This window comes from Streptomyces sp. NPDC048182 (assembly GCF_043202555.1).
GTDB lineage: Bacteria > Actinomycetota > Actinomycetes > Streptomycetales > Streptomycetaceae > Streptomyces.
Genome location: NZ_JBIDAQ010000002.1, coordinates 560,559 through 584,221 on the forward strand (window position 1 = coordinate 560,559; position 23,663 = coordinate 584,221).

General features: G+C 71.3%; 18 protein-coding genes and 4 tRNA genes. 13 read left to right on the top strand and 9 right to left on the bottom strand.

What is annotated here, in order from left to right:
• Window positions 1-66: 66 nt before the first annotated feature.
• The gene (locus ACGFZL_RS05695) at window positions 67-384 is read right to left on the bottom strand and encodes an Lsr2 family protein (RefSeq protein WP_355168705.1); all 318 of its coding nucleotides are present in this window, start codon (window positions 382-384) and stop codon (window positions 67-69) included.
• A gap of 330 nt (window positions 385-714) precedes the next feature.
• Here ACGFZL_RS05695 and purS point away from each other — a divergent pair, with 330 nt between their 5' ends.
• From purS to purM, 7 genes are all read left to right on the top strand, one after another.
• Window positions 715-987 carry a phosphoribosylformylglycinamidine synthase subunit PurS gene (purS, locus tag ACGFZL_RS05700; protein ID WP_355168599.1) on the top strand — a complete coding sequence of 91 codons (273 nt, stop codon included), beginning with the start codon at window positions 715-717 and terminating at the stop codon, window positions 985-987.
• The gene (purQ, locus tag ACGFZL_RS05705; RefSeq protein ID WP_355168601.1) at window positions 984-1,664 is read left to right on the top strand and encodes a phosphoribosylformylglycinamidine synthase subunit PurQ; all 681 of its coding nucleotides are present in this window, start codon (window positions 984-986) and stop codon (window positions 1,662-1,664) included. Before purS ends, purQ begins: the two co-directional genes overlap by 4 nt.
• On the top strand, window positions 1,661-3,919 hold the full coding sequence (purL, locus tag ACGFZL_RS05710; protein ID WP_393689511.1) for a phosphoribosylformylglycinamidine synthase subunit PurL: 2,259 nt from the start codon (window positions 1,661-1,663) through the stop codon (window positions 3,917-3,919). Before purQ ends, purL begins: the two co-directional genes overlap by 4 nt.
• Before the next feature lie 767 nt (window positions 3,920-4,686).
• Entirely contained in the window at window positions 4,687-5,484 is a 798-nt protein-coding gene (locus ACGFZL_RS05715; RefSeq protein WP_393689513.1) for a sterol carrier family protein, read from the top strand.
• Window positions 5,485-5,520: 36 nt separating this feature from the next.
• Window positions 5,521-6,315, top strand: coding sequence for an META domain-containing protein (locus ACGFZL_RS05720; RefSeq protein WP_393689515.1), 795 nt, complete (start codon window positions 5,521-5,523; stop codon window positions 6,313-6,315).
• 62 nt (window positions 6,316-6,377) lie between these two features.
• Window positions 6,378-7,904 carry an amidophosphoribosyltransferase gene (gene purF / locus ACGFZL_RS05725; RefSeq protein WP_355168607.1) on the top strand — a complete coding sequence of 509 codons (1,527 nt, stop codon included), beginning with the start codon at window positions 6,378-6,380 and terminating at the stop codon, window positions 7,902-7,904.
• Between the two features lie 84 nt (window positions 7,905-7,988).
• Window positions 7,989-9,059, top strand: a complete 1,071-nt coding sequence (purM, locus tag ACGFZL_RS05730) for a phosphoribosylformylglycinamidine cyclo-ligase (RefSeq protein ID WP_393689518.1) — start codon at window positions 7,989-7,991, stop codon at window positions 9,057-9,059.
• A gap of 87 nt (window positions 9,060-9,146) precedes the next feature.
• Here the strand turns inward: purM and ACGFZL_RS05735 are convergent, their stop codons facing one another.
• Together ACGFZL_RS05735 and ACGFZL_RS05740 are read right to left on the bottom strand one after the other, a co-directional pair.
• Window positions 9,147-9,404: a DUF3073 domain-containing protein gene (locus ACGFZL_RS05735; RefSeq protein ID WP_355168611.1), complete on the bottom strand. Its 258-nt coding sequence runs from the start codon at window positions 9,402-9,404 to the stop codon at window positions 9,147-9,149.
• A 298-nt stretch (window positions 9,405-9,702) separates the two neighbouring features.
• Window positions 9,703-10,797: a Glu/Leu/Phe/Val dehydrogenase dimerization domain-containing protein gene (locus ACGFZL_RS05740; protein ID WP_355168613.1), complete on the bottom strand. Its 1,095-nt coding sequence runs from the start codon at window positions 10,795-10,797 to the stop codon at window positions 9,703-9,705.
• A 179-nt stretch (window positions 10,798-10,976) separates the two neighbouring features.
• Between ACGFZL_RS05740 and ACGFZL_RS05745 the strand changes: the two genes are divergently transcribed.
• Both ACGFZL_RS05745 and bldC read left to right on the top strand, forming a co-directional pair.
• Window positions 10,977-11,822 carry a hypothetical protein gene (locus ACGFZL_RS05745; protein WP_355168615.1) on the top strand — a complete coding sequence of 282 codons (846 nt, stop codon included), beginning with the start codon at window positions 10,977-10,979 and terminating at the stop codon, window positions 11,820-11,822.
• Window positions 11,823-12,254: 432 nt separating this feature from the next.
• The gene (gene bldC / locus ACGFZL_RS05750) at window positions 12,255-12,461 is read left to right on the top strand and encodes a developmental transcriptional regulator BldC (protein WP_003949541.1); all 207 of its coding nucleotides are present in this window, start codon (window positions 12,255-12,257) and stop codon (window positions 12,459-12,461) included.
• Between the two features lie 533 nt (window positions 12,462-12,994).
• Here the strand turns inward: bldC and ACGFZL_RS05755 are convergent.
• Both ACGFZL_RS05755 and hrpA read right to left on the bottom strand, forming a co-directional pair.
• Window positions 12,995-13,069, bottom strand: a tRNA-Asp gene (locus tag ACGFZL_RS05755).
• Window positions 13,070-13,175: 106 nt separating this feature from the next.
• Entirely contained in the window at window positions 13,176-17,120 is a 3,945-nt protein-coding gene (hrpA, locus tag ACGFZL_RS05760; protein WP_393689521.1) for an ATP-dependent RNA helicase HrpA, read from the bottom strand.
• A gap of 150 nt (window positions 17,121-17,270) precedes the next feature.
• Between hrpA and ACGFZL_RS05765 the strand changes: the two genes are divergently transcribed.
• Window positions 17,271-18,419: an RNA-guided endonuclease InsQ/TnpB family protein gene (locus ACGFZL_RS05765; protein ID WP_393689523.1), complete on the top strand. Its 1,149-nt coding sequence runs from the start codon at window positions 17,271-17,273 to the stop codon at window positions 18,417-18,419.
• 151 nt (window positions 18,420-18,570) lie between these two features.
• On the opposite strand, the gene ACGFZL_RS05770 is transcribed toward ACGFZL_RS05765, so the two are convergent.
• From ACGFZL_RS05770 to ACGFZL_RS05785, 4 genes are all read right to left on the bottom strand, one after another.
• A tRNA-Phe gene (locus ACGFZL_RS05770) sits at window positions 18,571-18,644 on the bottom strand.
• A gap of 24 nt (window positions 18,645-18,668) precedes the next feature.
• Window positions 18,669-18,743, bottom strand: a tRNA-Asp gene (locus tag ACGFZL_RS05775).
• 34 nt (window positions 18,744-18,777) lie between these two features.
• Window positions 18,778-18,850, bottom strand: a tRNA-Glu gene (locus ACGFZL_RS05780).
• 79 nt (window positions 18,851-18,929) lie between these two features.
• On the bottom strand, window positions 18,930-20,435 hold the full coding sequence (locus tag ACGFZL_RS05785) for a metallophosphoesterase (RefSeq protein ID WP_393689525.1): 1,506 nt from the start codon (window positions 20,433-20,435) through the stop codon (window positions 18,930-18,932).
• Window positions 20,436-20,530: 95 nt separating this feature from the next.
• On the opposite strand from ACGFZL_RS05785, the gene ACGFZL_RS05790 reads away from it, so the two are divergent.
• From ACGFZL_RS05790 to ACGFZL_RS05800, 3 genes are all read left to right on the top strand, one after another.
• Window positions 20,531-20,881: a metallopeptidase family protein gene (locus ACGFZL_RS05790; RefSeq protein ID WP_355168621.1), complete on the top strand. Its 351-nt coding sequence runs from the start codon at window positions 20,531-20,533 to the stop codon at window positions 20,879-20,881.
• 120 nt (window positions 20,882-21,001) lie between these two features.
• Complete coding sequence (locus tag ACGFZL_RS05795) at window positions 21,002-21,580, top strand: hypothetical protein (protein ID WP_393689527.1); 579 nt, start codon at window positions 21,002-21,004, stop codon at window positions 21,578-21,580.
• A gap of 235 nt (window positions 21,581-21,815) precedes the next feature.
• Window positions 21,816-23,663, top strand: a 1,848-nt coding sequence (locus tag ACGFZL_RS05800) for a DEAD/DEAH box helicase (protein WP_393689529.1), incomplete at its 3' end; no start/stop codon positions are given.

Below are 23,663 nucleotides of genomic sequence, written 5' to 3' on the forward strand. Positions count from 1 at the left end.
AGCCGACCACCCGGGGTGCGGCGCAAGTCGGCTGCGGCGAGGGGCCGGTGGGCCGGGACGCGGGACTCACTGCGCCTCGGCGAACGCCTCGTAGACCTTCTTCGGGATGCGCCCCCGCGCGGGCACCTCCAGCTTGTTCGACTGCGCCCAGGCCCGGACCGCCGCCGGGTCGGGGGCGACCTCCGTCTCCCGGTAGGCCCGCCCGGACCGGGACCGCTTGCGGCCGGCCGACACGTACGGCTCCAGCGCCTCGCGGAGTTTCTGCGCGTTGGCCTCGTTCAGGTCGATCTCGTACATCCTGCCGTCGACCCCGAAGGCGACCGTCTCCGCCGCTTCGGAGCCGTCGATGTCATCGAAGACAGTGACCACGACACGCTGCGCCACGAATATCGGTCCCTTCATGCGGCATCTCCGCGATGACGTGCCAGGACGTCACTCAGATGCCGACTATCAGACAGTTATCGGGAAAGTATCGGCCCAGGGCATTTCATTTGTACAGGGCCCATTTGTACAGTGCCCGTCATTGCAAGGGGAAGACCGCAGGAATACCTCCGCGTGTCCTTTCCCCAAGTTTTCCCGGAAGCCTCCCACACCCGGCCGGAAAATCCGCCCGATGTGAGCGGGCTCTCGTCGCTTCCTCCAACGCTACCCGCGTAGAATTTTTGTGCGGGTAGTCTGAAGGGACCTGCTCAGCACCACACACCGGGAGTGCCAGTGGCACGCGTCGTAGTCGACGTCATGCTCAAGCCGGAGATCCTCGACCCCCAGGGCCAGGCGGTGCAGCGCGCACTGCCGCGGCTGGGATTCGAGGGGATCTCGGACGTCCGTCAGGGAAAGCGATTCGAACTCGAAGTGGACGGGCCGGTGGACGATGCCGCCCTCGCCCGCATCCATGATCTTGCGGAATCCTTCCTCGCCAACACCGTGATCGAGGACTTCACCGTCAAGGTCGAGTCCGGCGACGTGGTCGCCGGGGCCGCGAAGTGACCGCCCGTATCGGCGTCGTCACTTTCCCCGGAAGTCTGGACGACCGGGACACCCAGCGCGCGATCCGCGTCGCCGGCGCCGAGCCCGTCTCCCTGTGGCACAAGGACAAGGACCTGAAGCAGGTCGACGCCGTGGTGCTCTGCGGCGGCTTCTCCTACGGCGACTATCTGCGCGCCGGCGCCATCGCGCGCTTCTCGCCGGTGATGGACACCGTCATCGAGCAGGCCAAGGCCGGCCTGCCGGTGCTGGGCATCTGCAACGGCTTCCAGATCCTCACCGAGGCCCACCTGCTGCCCGGCGGCATGCTCGGCAACGACCACCTGCACTTCGTCTGCCGCGACCAGAAGCTGCGGGTGGAGAACGCGGGCACCGCCTGGACCGGCGACTACACCGCCGGGCAGGAGATCCACATCCCGCTGAAGAACATGGACGGCCGCTACGTCGCCGACCGGCGCACGCTGGACGAGCTGGAGGCGGAGGGCCGCGTCGCCTTCCGCTACCTCGACGTGAACCCCAACGGCTCGCTCAACGACATCGCCGGCATCACCAACGCCGCCGGCAACGTCGTCGGCCTGATGCCGCACCCCGAGCACGCCGTCGAGCCCCTGATCGGCACCGGCCGCACCGACGGCCTGCCGTTCTTCACCTCGATCCTCAAGAAGCTGGTCACCGCATGAGCCGGACGCCTCTGGACACGGTCGAGCACGCGACCGCGACCCCCGACGTCGAGCTGCCCTGGGCCGAACTGGGCCTGAAGAAGGACGAGTACGAGCGGGTGGTGGAGATCCTCGGCCGCCGCCCGACCGGCGCCGAACTCGCCATGTACTCGGTGATGTGGTCCGAGCACTGCTCGTACAAGTCCTCCAAGGTGCACCTGCGCCAGTTCGGCGAGAAGGCCCCCCAGTCCGACGCGATGCTCGTCGGCATCGGCGAGAACGCGGGCGTGGTCGACGTCGGCCAGGGCTACGCGGTCACCTTCAAGGTCGAGTCGCACAACCACCCCTCCTACGTCGAGCCCTACCAGGGCGCGGCCACCGGAGTCGGCGGCATCGTGCGCGACATCATCGCGATGGGCGCCCGCCCGGTCGCCGTCGTGGACCCCCTGCGCTTCGGCGCCGCCGACCACCCCGACACCCGGCGTGTGCTGCCCGGCGTCGTCGCGGGCATCGGCGGCTACGGCAACTGCCTGGGCCTGCCCAACATCGGCGGCGAGGTCGTCTTCGACGCCTGCTACCAGGGCAACCCGCTGGTCAACGCCGGTGCGATCGGCGTCATGCGGCACGAGGACATCCACCTCGCGAAGGCGTCGGGCGCGGGCAACAAGGTCATCCTGTACGGAGCCCGCACCGGCGGCGACGGCATCGGCGGCGCGTCGATCCTGGCCTCGGAGACGTTCGACGACGCGAAGCCGTCGAAGCGCCCCGCCGTGCAGGTCGGCGACCCCTTCCAGGAGAAGCTGCTCATCGAGTGCACCCTGGAGGCGTTCGCCGAGAAGCTGGTCGTCGGCATCCAGGACCTCGGCGCGGCCGGGCTGTCCTGCGCCACCTCCGAGCTGGCGTCGAACGGCTCCGGCGGCATGCGCGTGACGCTGGACGACGTCCCCCTGCGCGACTCCACGCTCTCGCCCGAGGAAATCCTCATGAGCGAGTCGCAGGAGCGCATGTGCGCGGTCGTGGAGCCGGGGAAGGTCGAGCGGTTCCTGGAGATCTGCGACAAGTGGGACGTCATCGCCACGGTGATCGGCGAGGTCACCGACGGCGACCGGCTGGAGATCTTCTGGCACGGCGGCAAGATCGTCGACGTCGACCCGCGCACGGTCGCCCACGACGGCCCGGTCTACGAGCGCCCCTACGCGCGCCCCGACTGGCAGGACGCCCTCCAGGCCGACGACGCGGGCAAGCTGCCGCGGCCGTCGACGGGGGAGGAGCTGAGGGCCCAGGTCCTGAAGCTGGTCGGCTCGCCCAACCAGGCGTCCAAGCAGTGGATCACGTCCCAGTACGACCACTTCGTGCAGGGCAACACCGTGCTGGCCCAGCCCGAGGACTCGGGCATGATCCGGATGGACGAGGAGACCGGTCTCGGCGTCGCCATCGCCACCGACGGCAACGGCCGGTACGCCAAGCTCGACCCGTACACCGGCGCGCAGCTCGCCCTCGCGGAGGCGTACCGGAACGTGGCGACGACCGGCGCGAAGCCGCTGGCCGTCTCCGACTGCCTGAACTTCGGCTCGCCCGAGGACCCGGCGGTGATGTGGCAGTTCGCGGAGGCCGTGCGCGGCCTGGCCGACGGCTGCCTCCAGCTCGGCACCCCGGTCACGGGCGGCAACGTCTCCCTGTACAACCAGACGGGCGAGGCGGCCATCCACCCCACCCCGGTGGTCGCGGTCCTCGGCGTGATCGACGACGTCGCGCGTCGCACGCCGGTCGCCTTCCAGGAGGAGGGCCAGCTGCTCTACCTCCTCGGCGACACGCGTGAGGAGTTCGGCGGCTCGGCCTGGTCCCAGGTCGTCCACGACCACCTGGGCGGCCTGCCCCCGGCGGTGGACCTGGAGCGGGAGCGCCTGCTGGCCGAGATCCTCATCTCCGCCTCCCGCGACGGCATGGTCGACTCCGCGCACGACCTCTCCGACGGCGGCCTGGTCCAGGCGGTCGTGGAGTCGGCGCTGCTCGGCGGCAAGGGCGCGCGACTGGTCGTCCCGGACGGGCTGGACGCGTTCACGTTCCTCTTCTCGGAGTCGGCGGGCCGCGCGGTCGTCGCCGTCCCGCGCTCGGAGGAGCTCCGCTTCACCGACATGTGCGGCGCGCGGGGCCTGCCGGCCGTTCGCATCGGCGTGGTGGACGGCGACGCGGTCGAGGTCCAGGGCGAGTTCACCCTCCCCCTGGCCGACCTGCGCGAGGCCCACGAGGCCACGATCCCGGCCCTGCTGGCGTAGCCGGCCACCGCCACGAAGGCCCGCCCTCTCCGGGGGGCGGGCCTTCGCCATCCGGTACGCGGCGAGCGACAGCCGCCGCCCCCGGCCGCGGGGCCCACTGCCACCCACCCGGCCCCCGGCCCGACCTGGCTCCGGACTCCGTCCCGCCCTCGCCCGACTCGTGCTCCACCCGCCCCCGGTTCCGCCTTGTGCTTCGCCAGGCTCCGGGTTCTGGCCGGCCCCGGTTTCGGCCTGTGCTTCTCCCGGTTCCGGGCTCCGCCCGCCCCGGTTCGGGCTTGCTTGTCGCCCGGTTCCGGGCTTCGCCCGCGCGTCGCCCGATTCCCGGCTTCGCCCACCAGCCTGTGCTCGCCCGCGTAGCTGCGGGCAGTCGTGCCGCTGGGGCGGCACGGGTGGGCGCTGGGGGTACCCCCTGCTCGAAGAGCTTGGGGGAGGCATCCCGCAGCGCCGGGCTGCGCCACGCCCCCCCAGGCTCCGGGCTCCGCCCGCCCCGACGCCCGGCTTCGGTTCGGCTCCCCCGCATGCGCTCAGGCTCTGCCCGACACCCCGACACCCCGACACCCCGACACCCCGACCCCCCGACCCCCGACCACGGATTCGGGCCCGAGCCCGGCGGGCCCCCCGGCTGCGGACCGACCCCGCCCCCGGCCTTGGCCCCCCGGGCCTTGGCACCCCCCGACCTTGGCCGCCCCTCCGGCCTTGGCCCCCCGGCCTTGGCCACCCCCCGCCCCCGGCCCGCCCCCCGGCACCCCGCCGCTAGGGTCACACCCATGCCGCCAGCCAAGAGGAAGCAGCGCAGCTACGACCCCGCCCGTACCCGCGCCGCCGTCACCGCCCAGTTCGACCACGTCGCCGCCGCGGTCGCCGCGTTGACGTCCGAGCAGCTCGCGCTGCCGACCCGGCTCGGGGACTGGAGCGTGCGGGACCTCGTCGTGCACCTCGGGATGGCCCTGTCGGCCGTGGACCGGCTGCTCGGCGAGCCCGAGCCGGGGCGGGCCGACGCGCGGCTGCTCGACTGGCCGTTCGCCGTCGGTGGCCAGGCCGATGACATCGCCGACCGGACCCGGCGCCTCGCCGCCGCCCACCCCGACCTCGGCGCCCACCTCGCCGACGTCCGCCGGCGCTTCACCGCCGCCCTCGACGCCCACCCCGCCGGCCGGCTGCTGCCCACCAACGCGGGCGTGCTGCCGCTGGGGGAGTACGTCGTCACCCGCGCCGTCGAACTCGTCGTCCACACCGACGACCTCAACGCCGCCCTGCCCGGCCCGGACGTCCCCCTCGACCGCCAGGCCCTCGCCGCCGCGACCCGCCTCCTCGCCGACGCCCTCGCGGAGAAGGCCCCCGGCGGCGCGGTGGAGGTGCGCGTGCCGCCCTTCGCGGTCGTCCAGTGCGTCGAGGGCCCCCGGCACACCCGCGGCACCCCGCCCAACGTGGTCGAGACCGACCCGCTGACCTGGATCCGGCTGGCGACCGGCCGACTGACCTGGGCCGAGGCGAGGGAGGCGGGCACGGTCGGCGCGAGCGGCGAGCGGGCCGACCTCGGCGCGCTGCTGCCCCTGATGGGCTGAGCGGAACCCCGGGGGCCGCTGCCCCGTCCGACTCCCATGAACCGCACCGACCGGCACCACCACACCCCCCTCGCCCTGACCGCGACCGCCCTCGCCGCCCTCCTCGTCCCGCTGGCCACGGCCTGCGGCGGCGAGAAGGCCGAAGGCGGCGGCAGCGGCTCCGTCGGCGCGGCCGGCCAGGTGACCGGCGTGGACTGGGAGGTCGACAGCGTCACCGTCGCCGGCACCACCCACCGCGCCCCCTCCGGCGCGCACGTCCGCATCGGCGACGACGGCCGCGCCGAGGGCAACTTCGGCTGCAACCCCTTCAGCGCCCGCGCCCGCCAGGACGGCGACCGCCTCCGCGTCAGCGACGCCCGGTCCACCGAGATGGCGTGCGCGCAGCCCGCGATGGCCTTCGAGGACTCCTTCTCCGACGCCCTGACCGGCGGCGACCTGACCGCCCGCACCCAGGGCGACACCCTGACCCTCACCACCGAAGACGGAGACACCGTCCGCATGAGCGAGCAGCAGAACGCCGACCTGGCCGGCACCCGCTGGAACATCGAGGACTCCGCCGGCCGCGCCCACCTCACCTTCGACCCCGCCAAGCACACCGTCACCGGCAGCCTCGGCTGCAACCGCGTCAACGCCGAGGCCACCGTGAGCGACGGCCATATCACCCTCGGCCGCGCGGCCACCACCCGAATGATGTGCGAAGACTCACTCATGGCCGTGGAGAAGCGCCTGCTGCGCCTCTTCGACGCCCGCGCGAGCTACGCGATCGACGGCCGGAACCTCACGCTGACCAGCGAGAACGGCACCGTCGTGCGGGCCGTCGCCGCGGACTGACCCCGTCCGGAACCCGTATCGCCAATTCGGACCAGTGGTCGACCTCCCCTACACTCGGAGGCGTGCCACGTGGTGACGGTCGACTCAATCACGATCTGCTTCCCGGCGAAAAAGGCCCCCAGGACGCATGTGGCGTCTTCGGTGTCTGGGCGCCCGGCGAAGAGGTCGCCAAGCTCAGCTACTTCGGGCTCTACGCCCTCCAGCATCGGGGCCAGGAATCCGCGGGAATCGCGGTCAGCAACGGCTCCCAGATCCTCGTCTTCAAGGACATGGGCCTGGTCTCCCAGGTCTTCGACGAGACCTCTCTCGGTTCGCTCCAGGGTCACATCGCGGTCGGACACGCCCGCTACTCGACCACCGGCGCCTCCGTGTGGGAGAACGCCCAGCCGACGTTCCGTGCCACCGCGCACGGCTCCATCGCGCTCGGGCACAACGGCAACCTCGTCAACACCGCCCAGCTCGCCGAGCTGGTGGCCGACCTGCCCAAGCAGGAGGGCCGCTCCACCCGGGTCGCGGCGACCAACGACACCGACCTGGTCACCGCGCTCCTCGCGGGCCAGGTCGACGACGACGGCAAGCCGCTGACCATCGAGGAGGCGGCCCACAAGGTGCTGCCCGAGGTGCGCGGCGCCTTCAGCCTCGTCTTCATGGACGAGCACACCCTGTACGCCGCCCGCGACCCGCAGGGCATCCGCCCGCTGGTCCTCGGCCGCCTGGAGCGCGGCTGGGTGGTCGCCTCGGAGTCCGCCGCCCTCGACATCTGCGGCGCCTCCTACGTCCGCGAGATCGAGCCGGGCGAGTTCGTCGCCATCGACGAGAACGGCCTGCGCACTTCCCGATTCGCGGAAGCGAAGCCCAAGGGCTGTGTCTTCGAGTACGTCTACCTGGCCCGCCCCGACACCGACATCGCCGGGCGCAACGTCTACCTCTCCCGGGTGGAGATGGGCCGGAAACTGGCGAAGGAGGCCCCCGCCGAGGCCGACCTGGTCATAGCGACCCCGGAGTCCGGCACCCCCGCCGCCATCGGCTACGCGGAGGCGTCCGGCATCCCGTTCGGCAACGGCCTGGTGAAGAACGCCTATGTGGGCCGGACCTTCATCCAGCCCTCACAGACCATCCGCCAGTTGGGCATCCGGCTGAAGCTGAATCCCCTCAAGGAAGTCATCAAGGGCAAGCGGCTGGTCGTCGTGGACGACTCCATCGTGCGCGGCAACACCCAGCGCGCCCTGGTCCGCATGCTCCGCGAGGCCGGCGCCGCCGAGGTGCACATCCGGATCTCCTCCCCGCCGGTGAAGTGGCCCTGCTTCTTCGGCATCGACTTCGCCACCCGCGCCGAGCTGATCGCCAACGGCATGAGCGTCGACGAGATCGGCACCTCGCTGGGCGCCGACTCGCTGGCGTACATCTCCATCGACGGCATGATCGAGGCGACCACCATCGCCAAGCCGAACCTGTGCCGGGCCTGCTTCGACGGGGAGTACCCGATGGAGCTGCCCGACCCCGAGCTGCTCGGCAAGCAGCTCCTGGAGACGGAGCTGGCCGCCGGCCCCGCCGCCACGGCCGCCGCCGACGCCATCCGTCGCCCGTAGCCGCCGCCGGCGTCCCCGCGGAAGCGACCGCGGGGCCGCCGGTCCGCGCCGTTCCCCGCCGTACGACAGGAAGTCTTCAAGGTCATGTCTGCTGAGACCCAGGGCGCCAGCTACGCCGGCGCCGGCGTCGACATCGAGGCGGGCGACCGCGCCGTCGAGCTGATGAAGGAGTGGGTGCGGAAGACCCGCCGCCCCGAGGTCCTCGGCGGCATCGGCGGCTTCGCCGGCCTCTTCGACGCCTCCGCGCTCAAGAAGTACGAGCGCCCGCTGCTCGCCTCCGCCACCGACGGCGTCGGCACCAAGGTCGACGTCGCCCGCCGCCTCGGCGTGTACGACACCATCGGCCACGACCTGGTCGCCATGGTCATGGACGACATCGTGGTGTGCGGCGCGGAGCCGCTGTTCATGACCGACTACATCTGCGTCGGCAAGGTGCATCCCGAGCGCGTCGCGGCGATCGTCAAGGGCATCGCCGAGGGCTGCGTGCTGGCCGGCTGCGCCCTGGTCGGCGGCGAGACCGCCGAGCACCCCGGCCTGCTCGGCCCGGACGACTTCGACGTGGCCGGCGCCGGCACCGGCGCCGTGGAGGCCGACCGGCTGCTCGGCCCGGACCGGATCCGCTCCGGCGACGCGGTGATCGCCATGGCGTCCTCCGGGCTTCACTCCAACGGCTACTCCCTCGTCCGCCACGTCCTGCTGGACCGCGCGGGCCTCGCCCTGGAGGGCGAGGTCGCCGAGCTGGGCCGCACCCTCGGCGAGGAGCTCCTGGAGCCCACCAAGATCTACTCGCTGGACTGCCTGGCCCTCACCCGCACCACCGAGGTGCGCGCATTCAGCCACATCACCGGCGGCGGCCTCGCCGCCAACCTGGCCCGGGTGATCCCGGACGGCCTGCACGCCGAGATCGACCGCGCCACCTGGACCCCGGGCGCCATCTTCGACCTGGTCGGCCGGACCGGGAACGTGGACCGCCTGGAGCTGGAGAAGACCCTGAACATGGGCGTCGGCATGATGGCGATCGTGCCCGCCGGGTCCGTCGACGTCGCCCTCGCGACGCTGGCCGACCGGGGTGTCGACGCGTGGGTGGCCGGCGGGATCGCCGACCGCGGCGCGCGGCCCACCGGCGCCGAGCTGGTCGGGGACTACGCCGCCTGACGAGCGGGCGACCGACCGTGGCGACAGCACAGAAGCCGGTCGGTGGCGATGCCACCGACCGGTCTGGTGCTGCTGCTCATTGCAAGGTCAAGCGCCGCGACGCTGCTGCGGGGACTGGCCGTCCTCGTCCTCGTCGTCGTCCTCATAGAGGTCGGCGTACCGAGAGTACAGATCGTCGTCGTCATGCTCATCGCCCTCGAACCGCTCGCCGCTCGGCGGCGGTGGCGGATTCGTCGGCGATGCGCCCAGCTCCTCGGCCAGGCGTGAGAGATCAGTCCCACCGCTGTTGTACTTCAGCTGGCGGGCGACCTTCGTCTGCTTGGCCTTGGCCCGGCCGCGCCCCATGGCTCGACCCCCTCAACGACGGGGCTCGACGGCCCCAGAGTCTTGACACGCGTTCATGGTCCGGCACGGACTCTCCGCAGAGAGACCGGTCCGTAGGGCTTCCACGGTACCTGAGCCCACGCCCATACGGTACGTCGCCCGCAGGACGTGCCCGTGCCCAGAACCCGCGAGGAGCCCCGTCCTCGCTGGTCAAGGGCGATTTTAACCACGTTTCGAGGACCGACCCGCCGGTGGAAGTGAGAGTTCTCTCCAAGTGCCCCCCGACGGGTACCGCGCGGGCCCGCCGATCACCGTCCGGTCAGCGTCCGGCGCGGGCCTCGGCCATCCGCTGCTCGGCGATCCGGTCGGCCGCCGCGGCCGGCGGAATCCCGTCCTCCTTCGCACGTGCGAAGATCGCAAGGGTGGTGTCGTAGATCGTCGCGGCCTTGGCCTTGCACCGCTCGAAGTCGAAACCGTGCAGCTCGTCGGCGACCTGGATGACCCCGCCGGCGTTCACCACGTAGTCCGGGGCGTAGAGGATCCCGCGGTCGGCGAGGTCCTTCTCCACGCCCGGGTGGGCCAGCTGGTTGTTGGCGGCGCCGCAGACCACCTTGGCGGTCAGCACCGGCACGGACGCGTCGTTCAGCGCGCCGCCCAGCGCGCAGGGCGCGTAGACGTCCAGGTTCTCCACCCGGATCAGCGCCTCGGTGTCCGGCACCGCCACCACCGACGGGTGCCGCTCGGTGATCGCCCGCACCACGTCCTTGCGCACGTCGGTGATCACCACGTGCGCGCCCTCGGCGAGCAGGTGCTCCACCAGGTGGTGGCCGACCTTGCCGACGCCCGCGATGCCCACCGTGCGGTCGCGCAGCGTCGGGTCGCCCCACAGGTGCTGGGCGGAGGCGCGCATGCCCTGGTAGACGCCGAAGGCGGTGAGGACGGAGGAGTCACCCGCGCCGCCGTGCTCCGGGGAGCGGCCGGTGGTCCAGCGGCACTCGCGGGCGACGACGTCCATGTCGGCCACGTAGGTGCCGACGTCGCAGGCGGTGACGTAGCGCCCGCCGAGCGAGGCGACGAACCGGCCGTAGGCGAGCAGCAGCTCCTCGGTCTTGATCAGCTCGGGGTCGCCGATGATCACGGCCTTGCCGCCGCCGTGGTCGAGCCCGGCCATGGCGTTCTTGTACGACATCCCGCGCGCGAGGTTGAGCGCGTCGGCGACCGCCTCCGCCTCGCTCGCGTACGGGTAGAACCGCGTGCCGCCCAGCGCGGGGCCGAGCGCGGTGGAGTGCAGGGCGATGACGGCCTTGAGGCCGCTCGCCCGGTCCTGGCAGAGGACGACCTGCTCATGGCCGCCCTGCTCGGAGTGGAACAGGGTGTGCAGCACGTCGGCGGGTGCGCCGGTCACGTCGGTCACTGTGGTGACTCCTGAGGAAGTAGCGGCGGGTGCTGGCCGGCCCCCGCGGACCCCCGCGCTTGTGGCAATGGAGGCGGTGGCGGGAGCAGTGGCACGAGACTAGGGCCTCGGGCCGCCGGCCTGCCGCACAGTGCCGGGGATCACCTCCGCACGGAGTACGCCCGTGCGAGGATGCAGGCGTGGCCAAGGTGTCCTCGCTGATCGTTCCCTACCCGGTCTACCTGCGCGTCTACGAGCCGCTGGCGGCCTTCCCGGACGACGAGCGGGCCCACTGGACCCGGTACGCCCGGCGCACCGAGCTGCCCACCTACCAGGACGAGCTGCGCCGCTCGCTGGCCGACCTGCTGCCCGTCCCGCCGGTCCCGGTGCCGGTGCACGAGAGCGCCGACGCCTTCGTCACCGAGGTCGACGGCGTGGTCTGCGTCTGCCCCTGGCGCACCCGGCTGCGCGGCTGGCAGGCCCTGGAGGAGCTGGCCGACGACTTCCCGGAGCCGGTCCTGGACGCCCTGCTGCCGCCGGTGGTGCGCCGGCAGAGCGCGCAGGACCACGAGCGCTGGCTGGAGCGCAACCCGGACGCCCGCCCCTGGATCCGCACCGCCTGCTGGCAGGTGCCGATCAACTGGTTCGTGCTGGTCGCCGACGAGGAGCGCGAGTGGGCCAAGGACGGCGCCGGCGACGGCGTGCCCGTCCTGCGCTACCGCACCCCGATGGTGCAGGCCCGCCGCCGGGTGGCCCGGGGCCTGAAGGCCCTCAGGGAGGCCGTGGACGAAGGCCCGCTCATCGACGGCCTGGTGGACGTCGGGCGCTGGCTGGAGGAGTTCCACCCGCGCTCCCTGGTCGAGCTGGACTACGGGGGCCTGGTGCACGCCCTCACCGCGGAGCAGTTGGCCGACGACCACTCCGCGGCGGACGTCGCCGAGGCCATCGAGGCGCTGCGCCGGGGCGACGAGGCGGGCGCCGGGGCGGCGTACGCGCGGCTGGTGGAGCGCTGGCGGGCGGTGCGCGACCGCCGCTCGGCGAACTGACGCTGACGGGGCGTCAGCGACGGGCGGGCGCAGGACGGGACGTAGGTCCCGATCCGGGCGTTTGTGTCAAGCGTGACGGATCGCACGTACATCACTCTTGCGCCGCTTGCCTCCCCCCATGCCAAAATAGGACAAGGAGCCCGGGGAGGGCTCCGTCCGTGACTATTGATCGTTCTGTGACTGATCGTCACAGAGGTGTGACTGTCCGCTATGGCATGGTCCATCGGCTTCCGTCGCTGATGAACACCTGGGAGGGCAATTCCATCGGTTTGGCCGACGCGGCTGGACAGATGGTGTAGTTGTAGTGCCGAGGACAAGCCGTTCGTCCTATAACCGACTCGACTCGCGTCCGCCATTTCGGGCAACGCGGGTCAAGGTGCAGAATTTAGAGGAAAGAACCGAGATGGTTCGGTTCTCCCGAGGAGGCCGCTCATGACCGCTCGCACCCCTGATGCCGAGCCGCTGCTGACCCCCGCTGAGGTTGCCACCATGTTCCGCGTCGACCCGAAGACGGTCACGCGCTGGGCAAAGGCCGGCAAGCTCACGTCGATCCGTACGCTCGGCGGGCACCGGCGCTACCGCGAGGCCGAGGTCCGCGCACTGCTCGCGGGCATCCCGCAGCAGCGCAGCGAGGCCTGAACGCCCGCACGAAGGGCGGAACGGCGGGCCCCCCAACCCGCCGATGCGCCCCGCACCACGGCTTCACACGGCCCGGGTGATGCCCCAACAGAACCCGCACGTCGTCGGTCGCGCTGGATCCCGCCGGATCCGGCGCGACTTTGCTTTGCCCTCGCGCCCTCCGGTCGGTCCGGTGCAATGGCACATATCAAATAGCGGGGTTGTAGGAGGGGCGTAAGTGCCACTCTTCCGCAGACTTATTCGGTGACTCCCGTCACATGCCGGGGAGCTTGTTGTCCCCGGCATATGTGCGCTAGAGGAGGTCGCGCGTTCCAGCAGCCCAGCGGGGCGCGGGCGTTGGGCGCGGAGCGGGCCGCCGGCGGCGAGGACGGGGCCGGCGGGGAGGCGGTTCGCCCGCAATGGTCACCCCGGCGGCACGCCCCGGGCGCAGGCGCCTACTTGACGGCCCGTAGCCTCGCCCACCGACGTGGGGACCCAGAGCATGAGGAAGGGCCCGCATCGATCGATGCGGGCCCTTCCTCATGCTTCCACTGCGGTCCTGACGGGATTTGAACCCGCGGCCTCCACCTTGACAGGGTGGCGAGCACTCCAAACTGCTCCACAGGACCAGGTTTCGCGGCGCGTTTTCCGCGTTGCGCTGCGAAAAGAGACTGTACAGGAGGGTGAGCCCAGGGTCGAACTCACTCTCCGCGGCCACCCGCTCACCCCACTCGGCTACGGCGCCAGCGCGTCGATGGCCTTCACGATCCGCTTGTCCGACACCGGGTACGCCGTGCCCAGCGCGTGCGCGAAGTAGCTGACCCGCAGCTCCTCGATCATCCAGCGCACGTCCCGCACCGCCTGCGGCACCGGCCGGCCGGGCGGCAACTGCTCGAGCAGCCAGGCGTACTCGTCCCGCATCTCCCGGACCTTCTCCATCCGGGTGGTGTCCCGCTGCACCCCCGTCGGCATCTGCTGCAGCCGACGGTCGGCCGCGACCAGGTAGCGCACCAGGTCCGGCAGCCGCTTCAGGCCGGCCTCGGTGACGAACCCGGGCTTCACCAGGGCGTCCAACTGCTCCCGCACGTCCTGGAGGTTGGCCAGCAGGGCGGGGCTCCGCACCGCCTTCAGGCGCCGCTCACAGGCCCCCCAGGCGGCCAGCACCTGCTGCACCTGCGCCACCGCCCGCACGGTCACGTCCACGATGTCCGCGCGCACCCGGTCGTACAGCGCCCGGAACGCCGCCTCGTCCCAGGCGGGACCGCCATGGGCGGCGATCAGCCGGTCCGCCGCCGCCGTCGCGCAGTCCTCGAAGAGCGCCTGCACCGAGCCGTGCGGATTCGCCGACAGCGCCAGCTTCTGCTGGTTGCTCAGCTTCTCGGACGCGAACTTCGCCGGATTGACCGGGATGTTGCGCAGGATCAGCCGCCGCGTGCCCTTCCACATCGCCTCGGCCTGCTCGGCCTCCGTGTCGAAGAGCCGCACCGAGACGGTGTCCCCGTCGTCCACCAGCGCCGGGTACGCCTTCACCGGCTGTCCCGCCCGCCGCGTCTCGAAGACCCGGGTGAGCGAGCCGATCGACCAGTCGGTGAGCCCCTTGCGCTCCAGCGACTCCCCGCCCTCGCGGGACGCCGTCGCCGCGGCCGCCTGCGACAGCGCCTGGCGCGCCTTCGGCTTCAGCCGCAGCCGCAGCGCCTCCAGGTCCTTGTCCTCGGCCACCGTGCGGCGCCGCTCGTCCACGATCCGGAAGGTGACCCGCAGATGGTCCGGGACCTTCGCCCAGTCGAAGTCCTCCGCGTCGAAGGGCACCCCGACCATGCGCTTCAGCTCGCGCGCCATGGTGACCGTCAGCGGCTCCTGCAACGGCACCGCCCGCTCCAGGAAGGCCCTCGCGAAGTTCGGCGCGGGCACGTAGTTGCGCCGCACCGGCTTCGGCAGCGACCGGATCAGCTCCGTCACCACCTCCTCGCGCAGCCCCGGGATCTGCCAGTCGAAGCCCTCGTCCACCACCTGGTTGAGCACCTGGAGCGGCACGTGCACGGTCACGCCGTCGGCGTCCGCGCCCGGCTCGAACTGGTACGTCACCCGGAACTTCAGCTGCCCCTGCCGCCAGCTGTCCGGATAGTCGGCCTTGGTGACCGCCTCCGCCGACTCCCGGATGAGCATCTCCCGCTCGAAGTCCAGGAACTCCGGCTGCTCGTGCCGCTTGTGCTTCCACCACGAGTCGAAGTGCGCCCCGGACACCACGTGTTCCGGCACCCGCTGGTCGTAGAAGTCGTACAGCGTGTCGTCGTCGACCACGATGTCCCGGCGCCGCGCCCGGTGCTCCAGCTCCGCCACCTCGCCGAGCAGCCGGCGGTTGTCGGCGAAGAACTTGTGGTGCGTGCGCCAGTCGCCCTCCACCAGCGCGTTGCGGACGAACAGCTCCCGGCTGACCTCCGGATCGATCCGGCCGTAGTTCACCTTGCGCTGCGCGACGAGCGGCACGCCGTACAGCGTCACCTTCTCGTACGCCATCACCGCCGCCTGGTCCTTCTCCCAGTGCGGCTCGCTGTACGTGCGCTTCAGCAGATGCCCGGCGAGCGGCTCCACCCACTCCGGCTCGATCTTCGCGTTGACCCGCGCCCACAGCCGGCTCGTCTCCACCAGCTCCGCCGACATCAGGAACCGCGGCTGCTTCCGGAACAGCGCCGAACCGGGGAACACCGCGAACTTGGCGTTCCGGGCGCCCAGGTACTCGTTCTTGTTGCCGTCCTTCACGTCCTTCATCCCGACGTGGGAGAGGAGCCCGGCGAGCAGCGAGACGTGCACCCGGTCGCCCGGGGCGTCGTCCTCGTTGAGCTGGAAGCCCAGTTGCTTGGCGACCGTGCGCAGCTGCGTGTAGATGTCCTGCCACTCCCGGATCCGCAGGAAGTTCAGGTACTCCTGCTTGCACATCCGGCGGAAGGACGACGAACCCCGCTCCTTCTGCTGCTCGCGCAGATAGCGCCACAGGTTCAGATAGGCGAGGAAGTCGCTGGTCTCATCCTTGAAGCGGGCGTGCTGCTGATCCGCCTGCGCCTGCTTCTCGGCCGGCCGCTCCCGCGGATCCTGGATGGACAGCGCCGCGGCTATCACCATGACCTCGCGCACACAGCCGTTCTTGTCCGCCTCCAGGACCATCCGGGCCAGCCGGGGGTCGACGGGGAGCTGCGCCAGCTTCCGGCCGGTGTCCGTCAGCCGCTTGCGCAGGTCCTTCTGCGCCGGGTCGAACGCCCCCAGCTCCTGGAGCAGCTGCACGCCGTCGCGGATGTTGCGGTGGTCCGGCGGGTCGATGAAGGGGAACTTCTCGATGTCGCCCAGCCCGGCCGCGGTCATCTGCAGGATGACGGAGGCCAGGTTGGTGCGCAGGATCTCCGCGTCCGTGAACTCCGGCCGCGCGAGGAAGTCCTCCTCGCTGAACAGCCGCACACAGATGCCGTCGGAGGTACGCCCGCAACGCCCCTTGCGCTGATTGGCGCTGGCCTGCGACACGGGCTCGATCGGCAGCCGCTGCACCTTCGTGCGGTGGCTGTACCGGCTGATACGGGCGAACCCCGGGTCGATGACGTACTTGATGCCGGGCACGGTCAGCGACGTCTCGGCGACGTTGGTCGCCAGCACGATGCGCCGCCCGGTGTGCGGCTGGAAGACACGGTGCTGCTCGGCGTGCGAGAGCCGCGCGTACAGCGGCAGCACCTCCGTGAACCGGTACTTATTCTTCTCCAGCGCGTCCGCGGTGTCCCGGATCTCCCGCTCACCCGACAGAAAGACGAGGATGTCCCCCTTCCCCTCGCCCATCAGCTCCTCGACGGCATCCGTGATCGCCGTGATCTGGTCCCGGTCGGCGTCCTCGCCGTCCTCTTCGAGCAGCGGCCGGTAACGCACTTCCACCGGATACGTCCGCCCACTGACCTCGATGATCGGGGCGTCACCGAAATGCCGGGAGAAGCGCTCGGGATCGATGGTCGCCGAGGTGATGACGACCTTCAGATCCGGCCGCTTCGGCAGCAGCTGCGCGAGATAGCCGAGCAGGAAGTCGATGTTGAGGGACCGCTCGTGCGCCTCGTCGATGATGATCGTGTCGTAGGCGCGCAGCTCGCGGTCGGTCTGGATCTCGGCCAGCAGGATGCCGTCCGTCATCAGCTTCACGAAGGTCGCGTCCGGGTTCACCTGGTCGGTGAACCGCACCTTCCAGCCGACGGCCTCCCCGAGCGGCGAGTCCAGCTCCTCCGCCACCCGCTCGGCGACGGTCCGGGCGGCGATCCGCCGCGGCTGGGTGTGCCCGATCATGCCCCGGACACCACGCCCCAGCTCCACGCAGATCTTCGGAATCTGCGTGGTCTTGCCCGACCCGGTCTCACCGGCGACGATCACGACCTGGTGATCACGGATCGCCTCCGCGATCACGTCCTTCTTCTGGCTGACCGGCAACTGCTCGGGATAACGGACGGCGGGCACCCGAGCCCGCCGCTCACCGATACGCTGCTCGGCCTTGGCCACCTCGGCCTCGATCTCACCGAGCACGGCGGCCCGAGCCTCGGGCTTACGAATCCTGCGCGCACCCTCCAGCCTGCGGCCGAGCCGGTGCGCATCGCGCAGGGACAACTCGGCCAGCCGGGAAGCGAGGGCGCCGAGAGCGGGAGCGGGGTGCGTAGACATACCGCATCCAGGATCGCATCCCCGCGAAATCCGTGGCGACAGCTTTTGCCACCGCGATGGTGCACCAGTTCGACAAGGCGTTCACCCAGAGTGGTGAAAGCTACACTTCGCGTCACATCGAACGGACACACCTGCCTAGCCTCTGTGTTCGTGAAGCTCGTCGTACGCGTCAAACTCCTCCCCACGCCACAACAGGCCGCCGCACTCCACGCCACCCTGCACGCCTGCAACCAAGCCGCCACCCACGTCTCCCGCACCGCCCACCACACCGGCGTACGACGCAACCGCGAACTACGGACCCTCACCTACACAGAGATCAAAACCCGCTGGGGACTTGGCGCGCAGGCCGCACAACACGTGATCAAAAAGGTGGCCGACGCCCACACCACACTTCGTGCCAGCCGGAGGGCCACCGGGCGAAACCCCCACCCCCACGAACCCCTCACCTTCCGCCACGACGCCGCCCAGACCTACGACGACCGCATGCTCTCCTGGCAGCTCCCCCGGCGCACCGTCTCCATCTGGACCGTCACAGGCCGCATCAAAGGACTGGCATTCGCCGCCGGAAGCCACCAGCTCGAGCTGCTCCAGCGCCACCGCAAAGGCGAATCCGACCTCATCCACCACGCAGGACAGTGGTACCTGTCAGCCACCCTCGACCTCCCCGAAGCCCCCCAGAACCCCCACCCCGACGGCTTCATCGGAATCGACCTCGGCATCGCCAACATCGCCACCACCTCCACCGGCCACCGGCACAGCGGCCGCCGCCTCAACCGCACCCGAACCAACGACCGCGCGCTACGCACCCGACTCCAGAAGAAAGGGACCCGCTCGGCGAAACGCCGCGCCAAGCGACACGCAGGCAAGGAAGCCCGTCGCGCACGGGACATCAACCACAAGATCAGCAAGCACATCGTGGCGGAGGCGCAACGCACCGGCTGCGGAATCGCCCTGGAAGACCTCCGGGGCATCCGCGAACGGGTCCGGCTGAGAAAGCCCCAACGCGTCACGATCAACTCCTGGGCCTTCGGCCAGCTGCACGCATTCATCGCCTACAAGGCACGCCGCGCAGGCGTTCCGGTGGTCAGCGTCGACCCGGCCTTCACCAGCCAGGAGTGCTCCAGGTGCCACCACATCGATCGGCGGAACCGGCCCAGCCAGGCCGTGTTCGCCTGTAGGTCCTGCGGCTTCGTTGAGCACGCGGACCTCAATGCGTCCCACGTCATCAGCCACCGAGGCTGGCAGGCGTGGGACCGCGGGGCCGAGTCACAGGTCCCTGCCCGCGCGCCTGACGCGTAGGGCTGGATGCGCCGATCCCGCCGAAGCCATCGGTGGGGGCGAGCTGCAAGCCGGGAGAGGATCCCTGGTAGCGGACTCGATCGCTCGTACCGTGTCAGTCGGGAAGCGCCGATACAACAAGGCCCCGATCATAAGATCGGGGCCTTTGCTGTGGCTGGGGCCGGGGTCGAACCGGCGACCTATCGCTTTTCAGGCGATCGCTCGTACCAACTGAGCTACCCAGCCGCGAGGTTTCACGTGAAACCTCAGCGGTCCTGACGGGATTTGAACCCGCGGCCTCCACCTTGACAGGGTGGCGAGCACTCCAAACTGCTCCACAGGACCAAGCTTCGTACGACAGTGTCGCACATGTACTGCGTGCCCCCAACGGGATTCGAACCCGTGCTACCGCCTTGAAAGGGCGGCGTCCTAGGCCGCTAGACGATGAGGGCTATCGGCCCGCCTGAGCGCCTTGCGGCGCGTCGGGGACGTGAGAAGCATATGGGATGGCGGGAGGTATCGCCAAAACGGTTAACGGGCGGTCGGGGACGGGGTGGGGCTCGGGGTCGCGCCGGGCTGGTTCTCCTTCGGGAGGTGGCGGCTGACCTCGGCGGTGGTCAGGCCCAGGCCGCCGAGTTCGATCTGGTCCCATGCCTGGAGGCGCCGGGTGCCGCGGTCGAAGTAGAGGATCGACGCCTGGATGGGGTCGGGGTGCTTGCCCTCGACGGCGCGCAGGCCGCTGCCGCCGGTGGAGCCCTCGGTGCGCAGCCGGGTGCCGTACTTCATGACCTCCATGTCCTCGTGGTGGAGATGCCCGGCGAGGGCGAGGGGGACGGTGCCGTCGACCTCGCGGGCCGCCGAGGGTTCGTGCGCGATGGCGACGTCGGCGGGGGTGCCGGCGGCGGTCTGGTCGCGCAGGGCGGAGGCGAGGCGGGCGCCGGCCAGTTCCTCGGAGGCGTCGGCGCCGGGCTTCTTGTCGCGGTCGGGGGTGTACTGGGGGTCGCCGATGCCGGCGAAGCGCAGGCCGGCGACGGTCTTGGCCTTCCCGTCGTCGAGGACGGTGACGTTCTTGAGGCCCTGGAGGTACTTCTGGGTGGCGAGGCTGTCGTGGTTGCCGCGGACCCAGACGTAGGGGGCGCCGAGGTCCTCGATCGGGTCGAGGAAGCCGTTCTCGGCGGCGGTGCCGTGGTCCATGGTGTCGCCGGAGTCCACGATCACGTTGACCTGGTACTGCCGTACGAGGGAGCCGATGATCTTCCAGCTGGCCGGGTTGAGGTGGATGTCCGACACGTGCAGGACGCGGATGGTGGACGGGTCGGGCTGGTAGGCGGGGAGCGTGGAGGTGACGTCGTAGAGCTTGGTGACGTTGGTGACCAGGCGGGCCAGTTCCTGCTGGTAGACGTCGAACTCGGTGACGATGCTACGGGCGTTGCCGACCAGTGAGGGCGCGGAGGAGAGCAGGCCGGAGAAGCGGGGCTCCAGGACGGAGTCGGGGTTCCAGGTGGCGTACGCGGTGCCGCCGGAGGCGACCAGGAGGGTGAGCGCGAGGCCGCCGGCGCCGAGGGCGGGGCGCGGGCGGCGGTAGACGGCGAGCCCGAGCGCGGTGGCGCCGACGACGACGGCGGCGCAGGAGCGGACGGCCAGGTCGAGGGTGCCCCGCTCGACGTCGTGGGCGACCTCCTGCTGGAGGCCGGAGAGGCGTTCGGGGTGGTCGACGAGGGCCTGGGCGCGGTCGGGGTCGAGCTGGTCGACGTTGACGTCGAGGCGTACGGGGGCGTGGTGGCTCTGGAGTTCGAGGGCGCCCAGCGGGGAGACGTTGATCTTCGTGCCGCCGGTGAGGGAGGGGCGCAGGGTCATCGTGGTGTTCATGGGGCCGACCGGGACCCGGACGTTGCCCACCACCAGCAGGCCGAGCCAGGCGCCGAGCAGCACGACGGCGACGAGCCCCGCGGCGCGGACCCAGGGGCGGGGGTGGGGGCGGGCGGCGAGTTCGGGGACGGGTCCGGGGGTGGCGGCGGTGGTGGTGGCTCGGGCCATTGGGGCCGTATGCCCAGGCCCCGGCCGGGTTATGTCGTCGCGGTCGTGTCGTCATGCCGGTGTCGTCAGGGAGGGGTGTGGCCGACAATGGGGCTGTGCTGGAGATGACGCGCGAGGAGTTCGAGGAACTGGTCGCCGAGGCGCTGGACCGGATCCCGCCGGAGCTGACGCGGTTGATGGACAACGTCGCGGTGTTCGTCGAGGACGAGCCGCCGGCGGACGATCCGGAGCTGCTCGGGCTGTACGAGGGGACGCCGCTGACGGAGCGCGGTGAGTGGTACGCGGGGGCGCTGCCGGACCGCATCACGATCTACCGGGGGCCGACGCTGCGGTTCTGCGACACGCGGGAGGACGTCGTCGCGGAGACGGAGGTGACGGTGGTGCATGAGATCGCGCACCACTTCGGCATCGACGACGCGCGGCTGCACTCTCTCGGGTACGGGTGACGATTCTCTCGGGTACGGGTGACGACTCTCCCGGGGCCGCGTAACGCCTCGGGGCCGCGTGTCCTCTTGCGGGTGAACGGAGTTGGGCAGGGGGACTCCTGATTCCCGGAGGTGGCCGCCGTGCGCCCCTTGTCCGTACCCGTGTCCGTGTCCGTCCCCGTACGGCTGGCCGCCACCGTCCTGGCCGTCTCCGCCGCCGCCGGCTGCATGAGCGTGGGGGAGGACGCGTCCGACGGGCGGGCCAGGCCCGCGCACTCCACCGGTGGGCACGGCGGCGCCGGCCAGGACGGTGGCGAATCGGCGGCGCCGGGTGCGGGGCCGGGGCACGGCACGGCGGGTGAGCGCTCCAAGGGCCGCCGGGACAAGGACGGCAAGGGCAAGCACAAGGGCGACGGCAAGGACGCGGGCGACGACGGGGCGGCGGACGGGAAGGGCGCGAGCCCGTCGGCCGTGCCGTCGGGGCGGTCCACCGGTTCCGCGCCGCCCAAGGGCGGGGGCCCGGTCGGGCCGCCGCCGAGCCGTTCGGTGCCGGTGGAGCCGCCGGGGTCGACGGAGCCGGAGCCGACGCCGCCGGTGGAGCCGCCCGCCTCGCCGACGCCGGAGCCGACGGTGGCGGAGCCGTCGTCGTCGGCGCACGAGCCGCCGGGGACGCAGCTGGAGTACCGGGTGCCGGCGCCGGTGGCCGGGGTGCCGGTGTAGGTGCGTACGCGCTGGTCACGGGCGCCTTCGCGACGCGGTTTGCGTCAGGGGGGTGGAGGTGCGTATGGTGGTAGATCGTTTGATCCCATTTGCCCGGCGCCACCGCAGAGCGCGCCGTGTGGCGCGTACTCTCCCCTTACCGTGGTGGACCGCATTGAGGCGGTCGTATTGCGAATCGCGATTCACGGAGTTGACGGGCGCGTGCCGACGAGACTCCGGAAGGTTTCGCATACGCATGTCCATCGCCAGTACTGATCACGCCGTCGTGCCCGAGAACGACGACACCCAGGCGGCCGTCGAGGCCGTCGCCGAGACCGCCGAGGCGGCTCCCACGACCTCCGAGGCCCCCGAGACGACCTTCGCCGACCTCGGTCTGCCCGAGGGCGTCGTGCGCAAGCTCGCGCAGAACGGCGTGACCACCCCCTTCCCGATCCAGGCCGCGACCATCCCGGACGCCCTGGCCGGCAAGGACATCCTCGGCCGGGGCCGCACCGGTTCCGGCAAGACCCTCTCCTTCGGTCTGCCGACCCTGGCCACCCTGGCCGGCGGCCGCACCGAGAAGCACAAGCCGCGCGCCGTCATCCTGACGCCGACCCGCGAGCTGGCCATGCAGGTGGCCGACGCGCTCCAGCCGTACGGCGACGTGGTGGGCCTGCGCATGAAGGTCGTGTGCGGCGGCACCTCCATGGGCAACCAGATCTACGCCCTGGAGAAGGGCGTCGACATCCTGGTCGCCACCCCGGGCCGCCTGCGCGACATCATCAACCGCGGCGCCTGCTCCCTCGAGAACGTGCAGATCGCCGTCCTCGACGAGGCCGACCAGATGTCCGACCTGGGCTTCATGCCCGAGGTCACCGAGTTGCTCGACCAGATCCCGGCCGGCGGCCAGCGGATGCTGTTCTCCGCGACGATGGAGAACGAGATCAAGACCCTGGTCGACCGGTACCTGAAGGACCCGGTCAGCCATGAGGTCGACGCGGCGCAGGGCGCGGTGACCACCATGTCGCACCACATCCTGGTCGTGAAGCCCAAGGACAAGGCGCCGGTCACCGCGGCCATCGCCTCCCGTAAGGGCCGCACCATCATCTTCGTCCGCACCCAGCTGGGCGCCGACCGCGTCGCCGACCAGCTGCGCGAGTCCGGCGTGAAGGCGGACGCGCTGCACGGCGGCATGACCCAGGGCGCCCGCACCCGCACCCTGGCCGACTTCAAGGACGGTTACGTCAACGTCCTGGTCGCCACCGACGTCGCCGCGCGCGGCATCCACGTGGACGGCATCGACCTGGTCCTGAACGTGGACCCGGCCGGCGACCACAAGGACTACCTGCACCGGGCCGGCCGTACCGCCCGGGCGGGCCGCACCGGCACCGTCGTCTCCCTGTCGCTGCCGCACCAGCGGCGCCAGATCTTCCGCCTGATGGAGGACGCGGGCGTCGACGCCGGGCGTCACATCATCCAGGGCGGCGCCGCCTTCGACCCGGAGGTCGCGGAGATCACCGGCGCCCGGTCGATGACCGAGGTGCAGGCCGAGTCGGCGGGCAACGCCGCGCAGCAGGCCGAGCGCGAGGTCGCCCAGCTCAACAAGGAGCTGGAGCGGGCGCAGCGGCGGGCGAACGAGCTGCGCGAGGAGGCGGACCGGCTGGTCGCGCGCGTGGCGCGGGAGCGGGGCGTGGAGCCGGCGGAGCTGCCGGCCGACGCCGTTCCGGCGGCGACCGCGACCGTGGTGGAGACCGCCGAGGTCGCGCTGCCGGAGCAGCAGGGGGCGCGGGACGTCTCGGAGCGCGTGGAGCGGGCCGAGCGGCCGGAGCGGACCGAGCGTTTCGAGCGCCGTGACGACCGCGGTGGCCGGGGCTTCGAGCGCCGTGACGACCGTCGGGACGACCGTGGTGGCCGTTCGTTCGAGCGCCGTGACGACCGGGGCGGCGACCGTGGCGGCTTCCGTCGCGACGACCGGCGTGATGACCGCGGTGGCCGCGGCTTCGAGCGTCGTGACGACCGCGGTGGCCGGGGCTTCGAGCGCCGTGACGACCGTCGGGACGACCGTGGTGGCCGTTCGTTCGAGCGCCGTGACGACCGGGGCGGC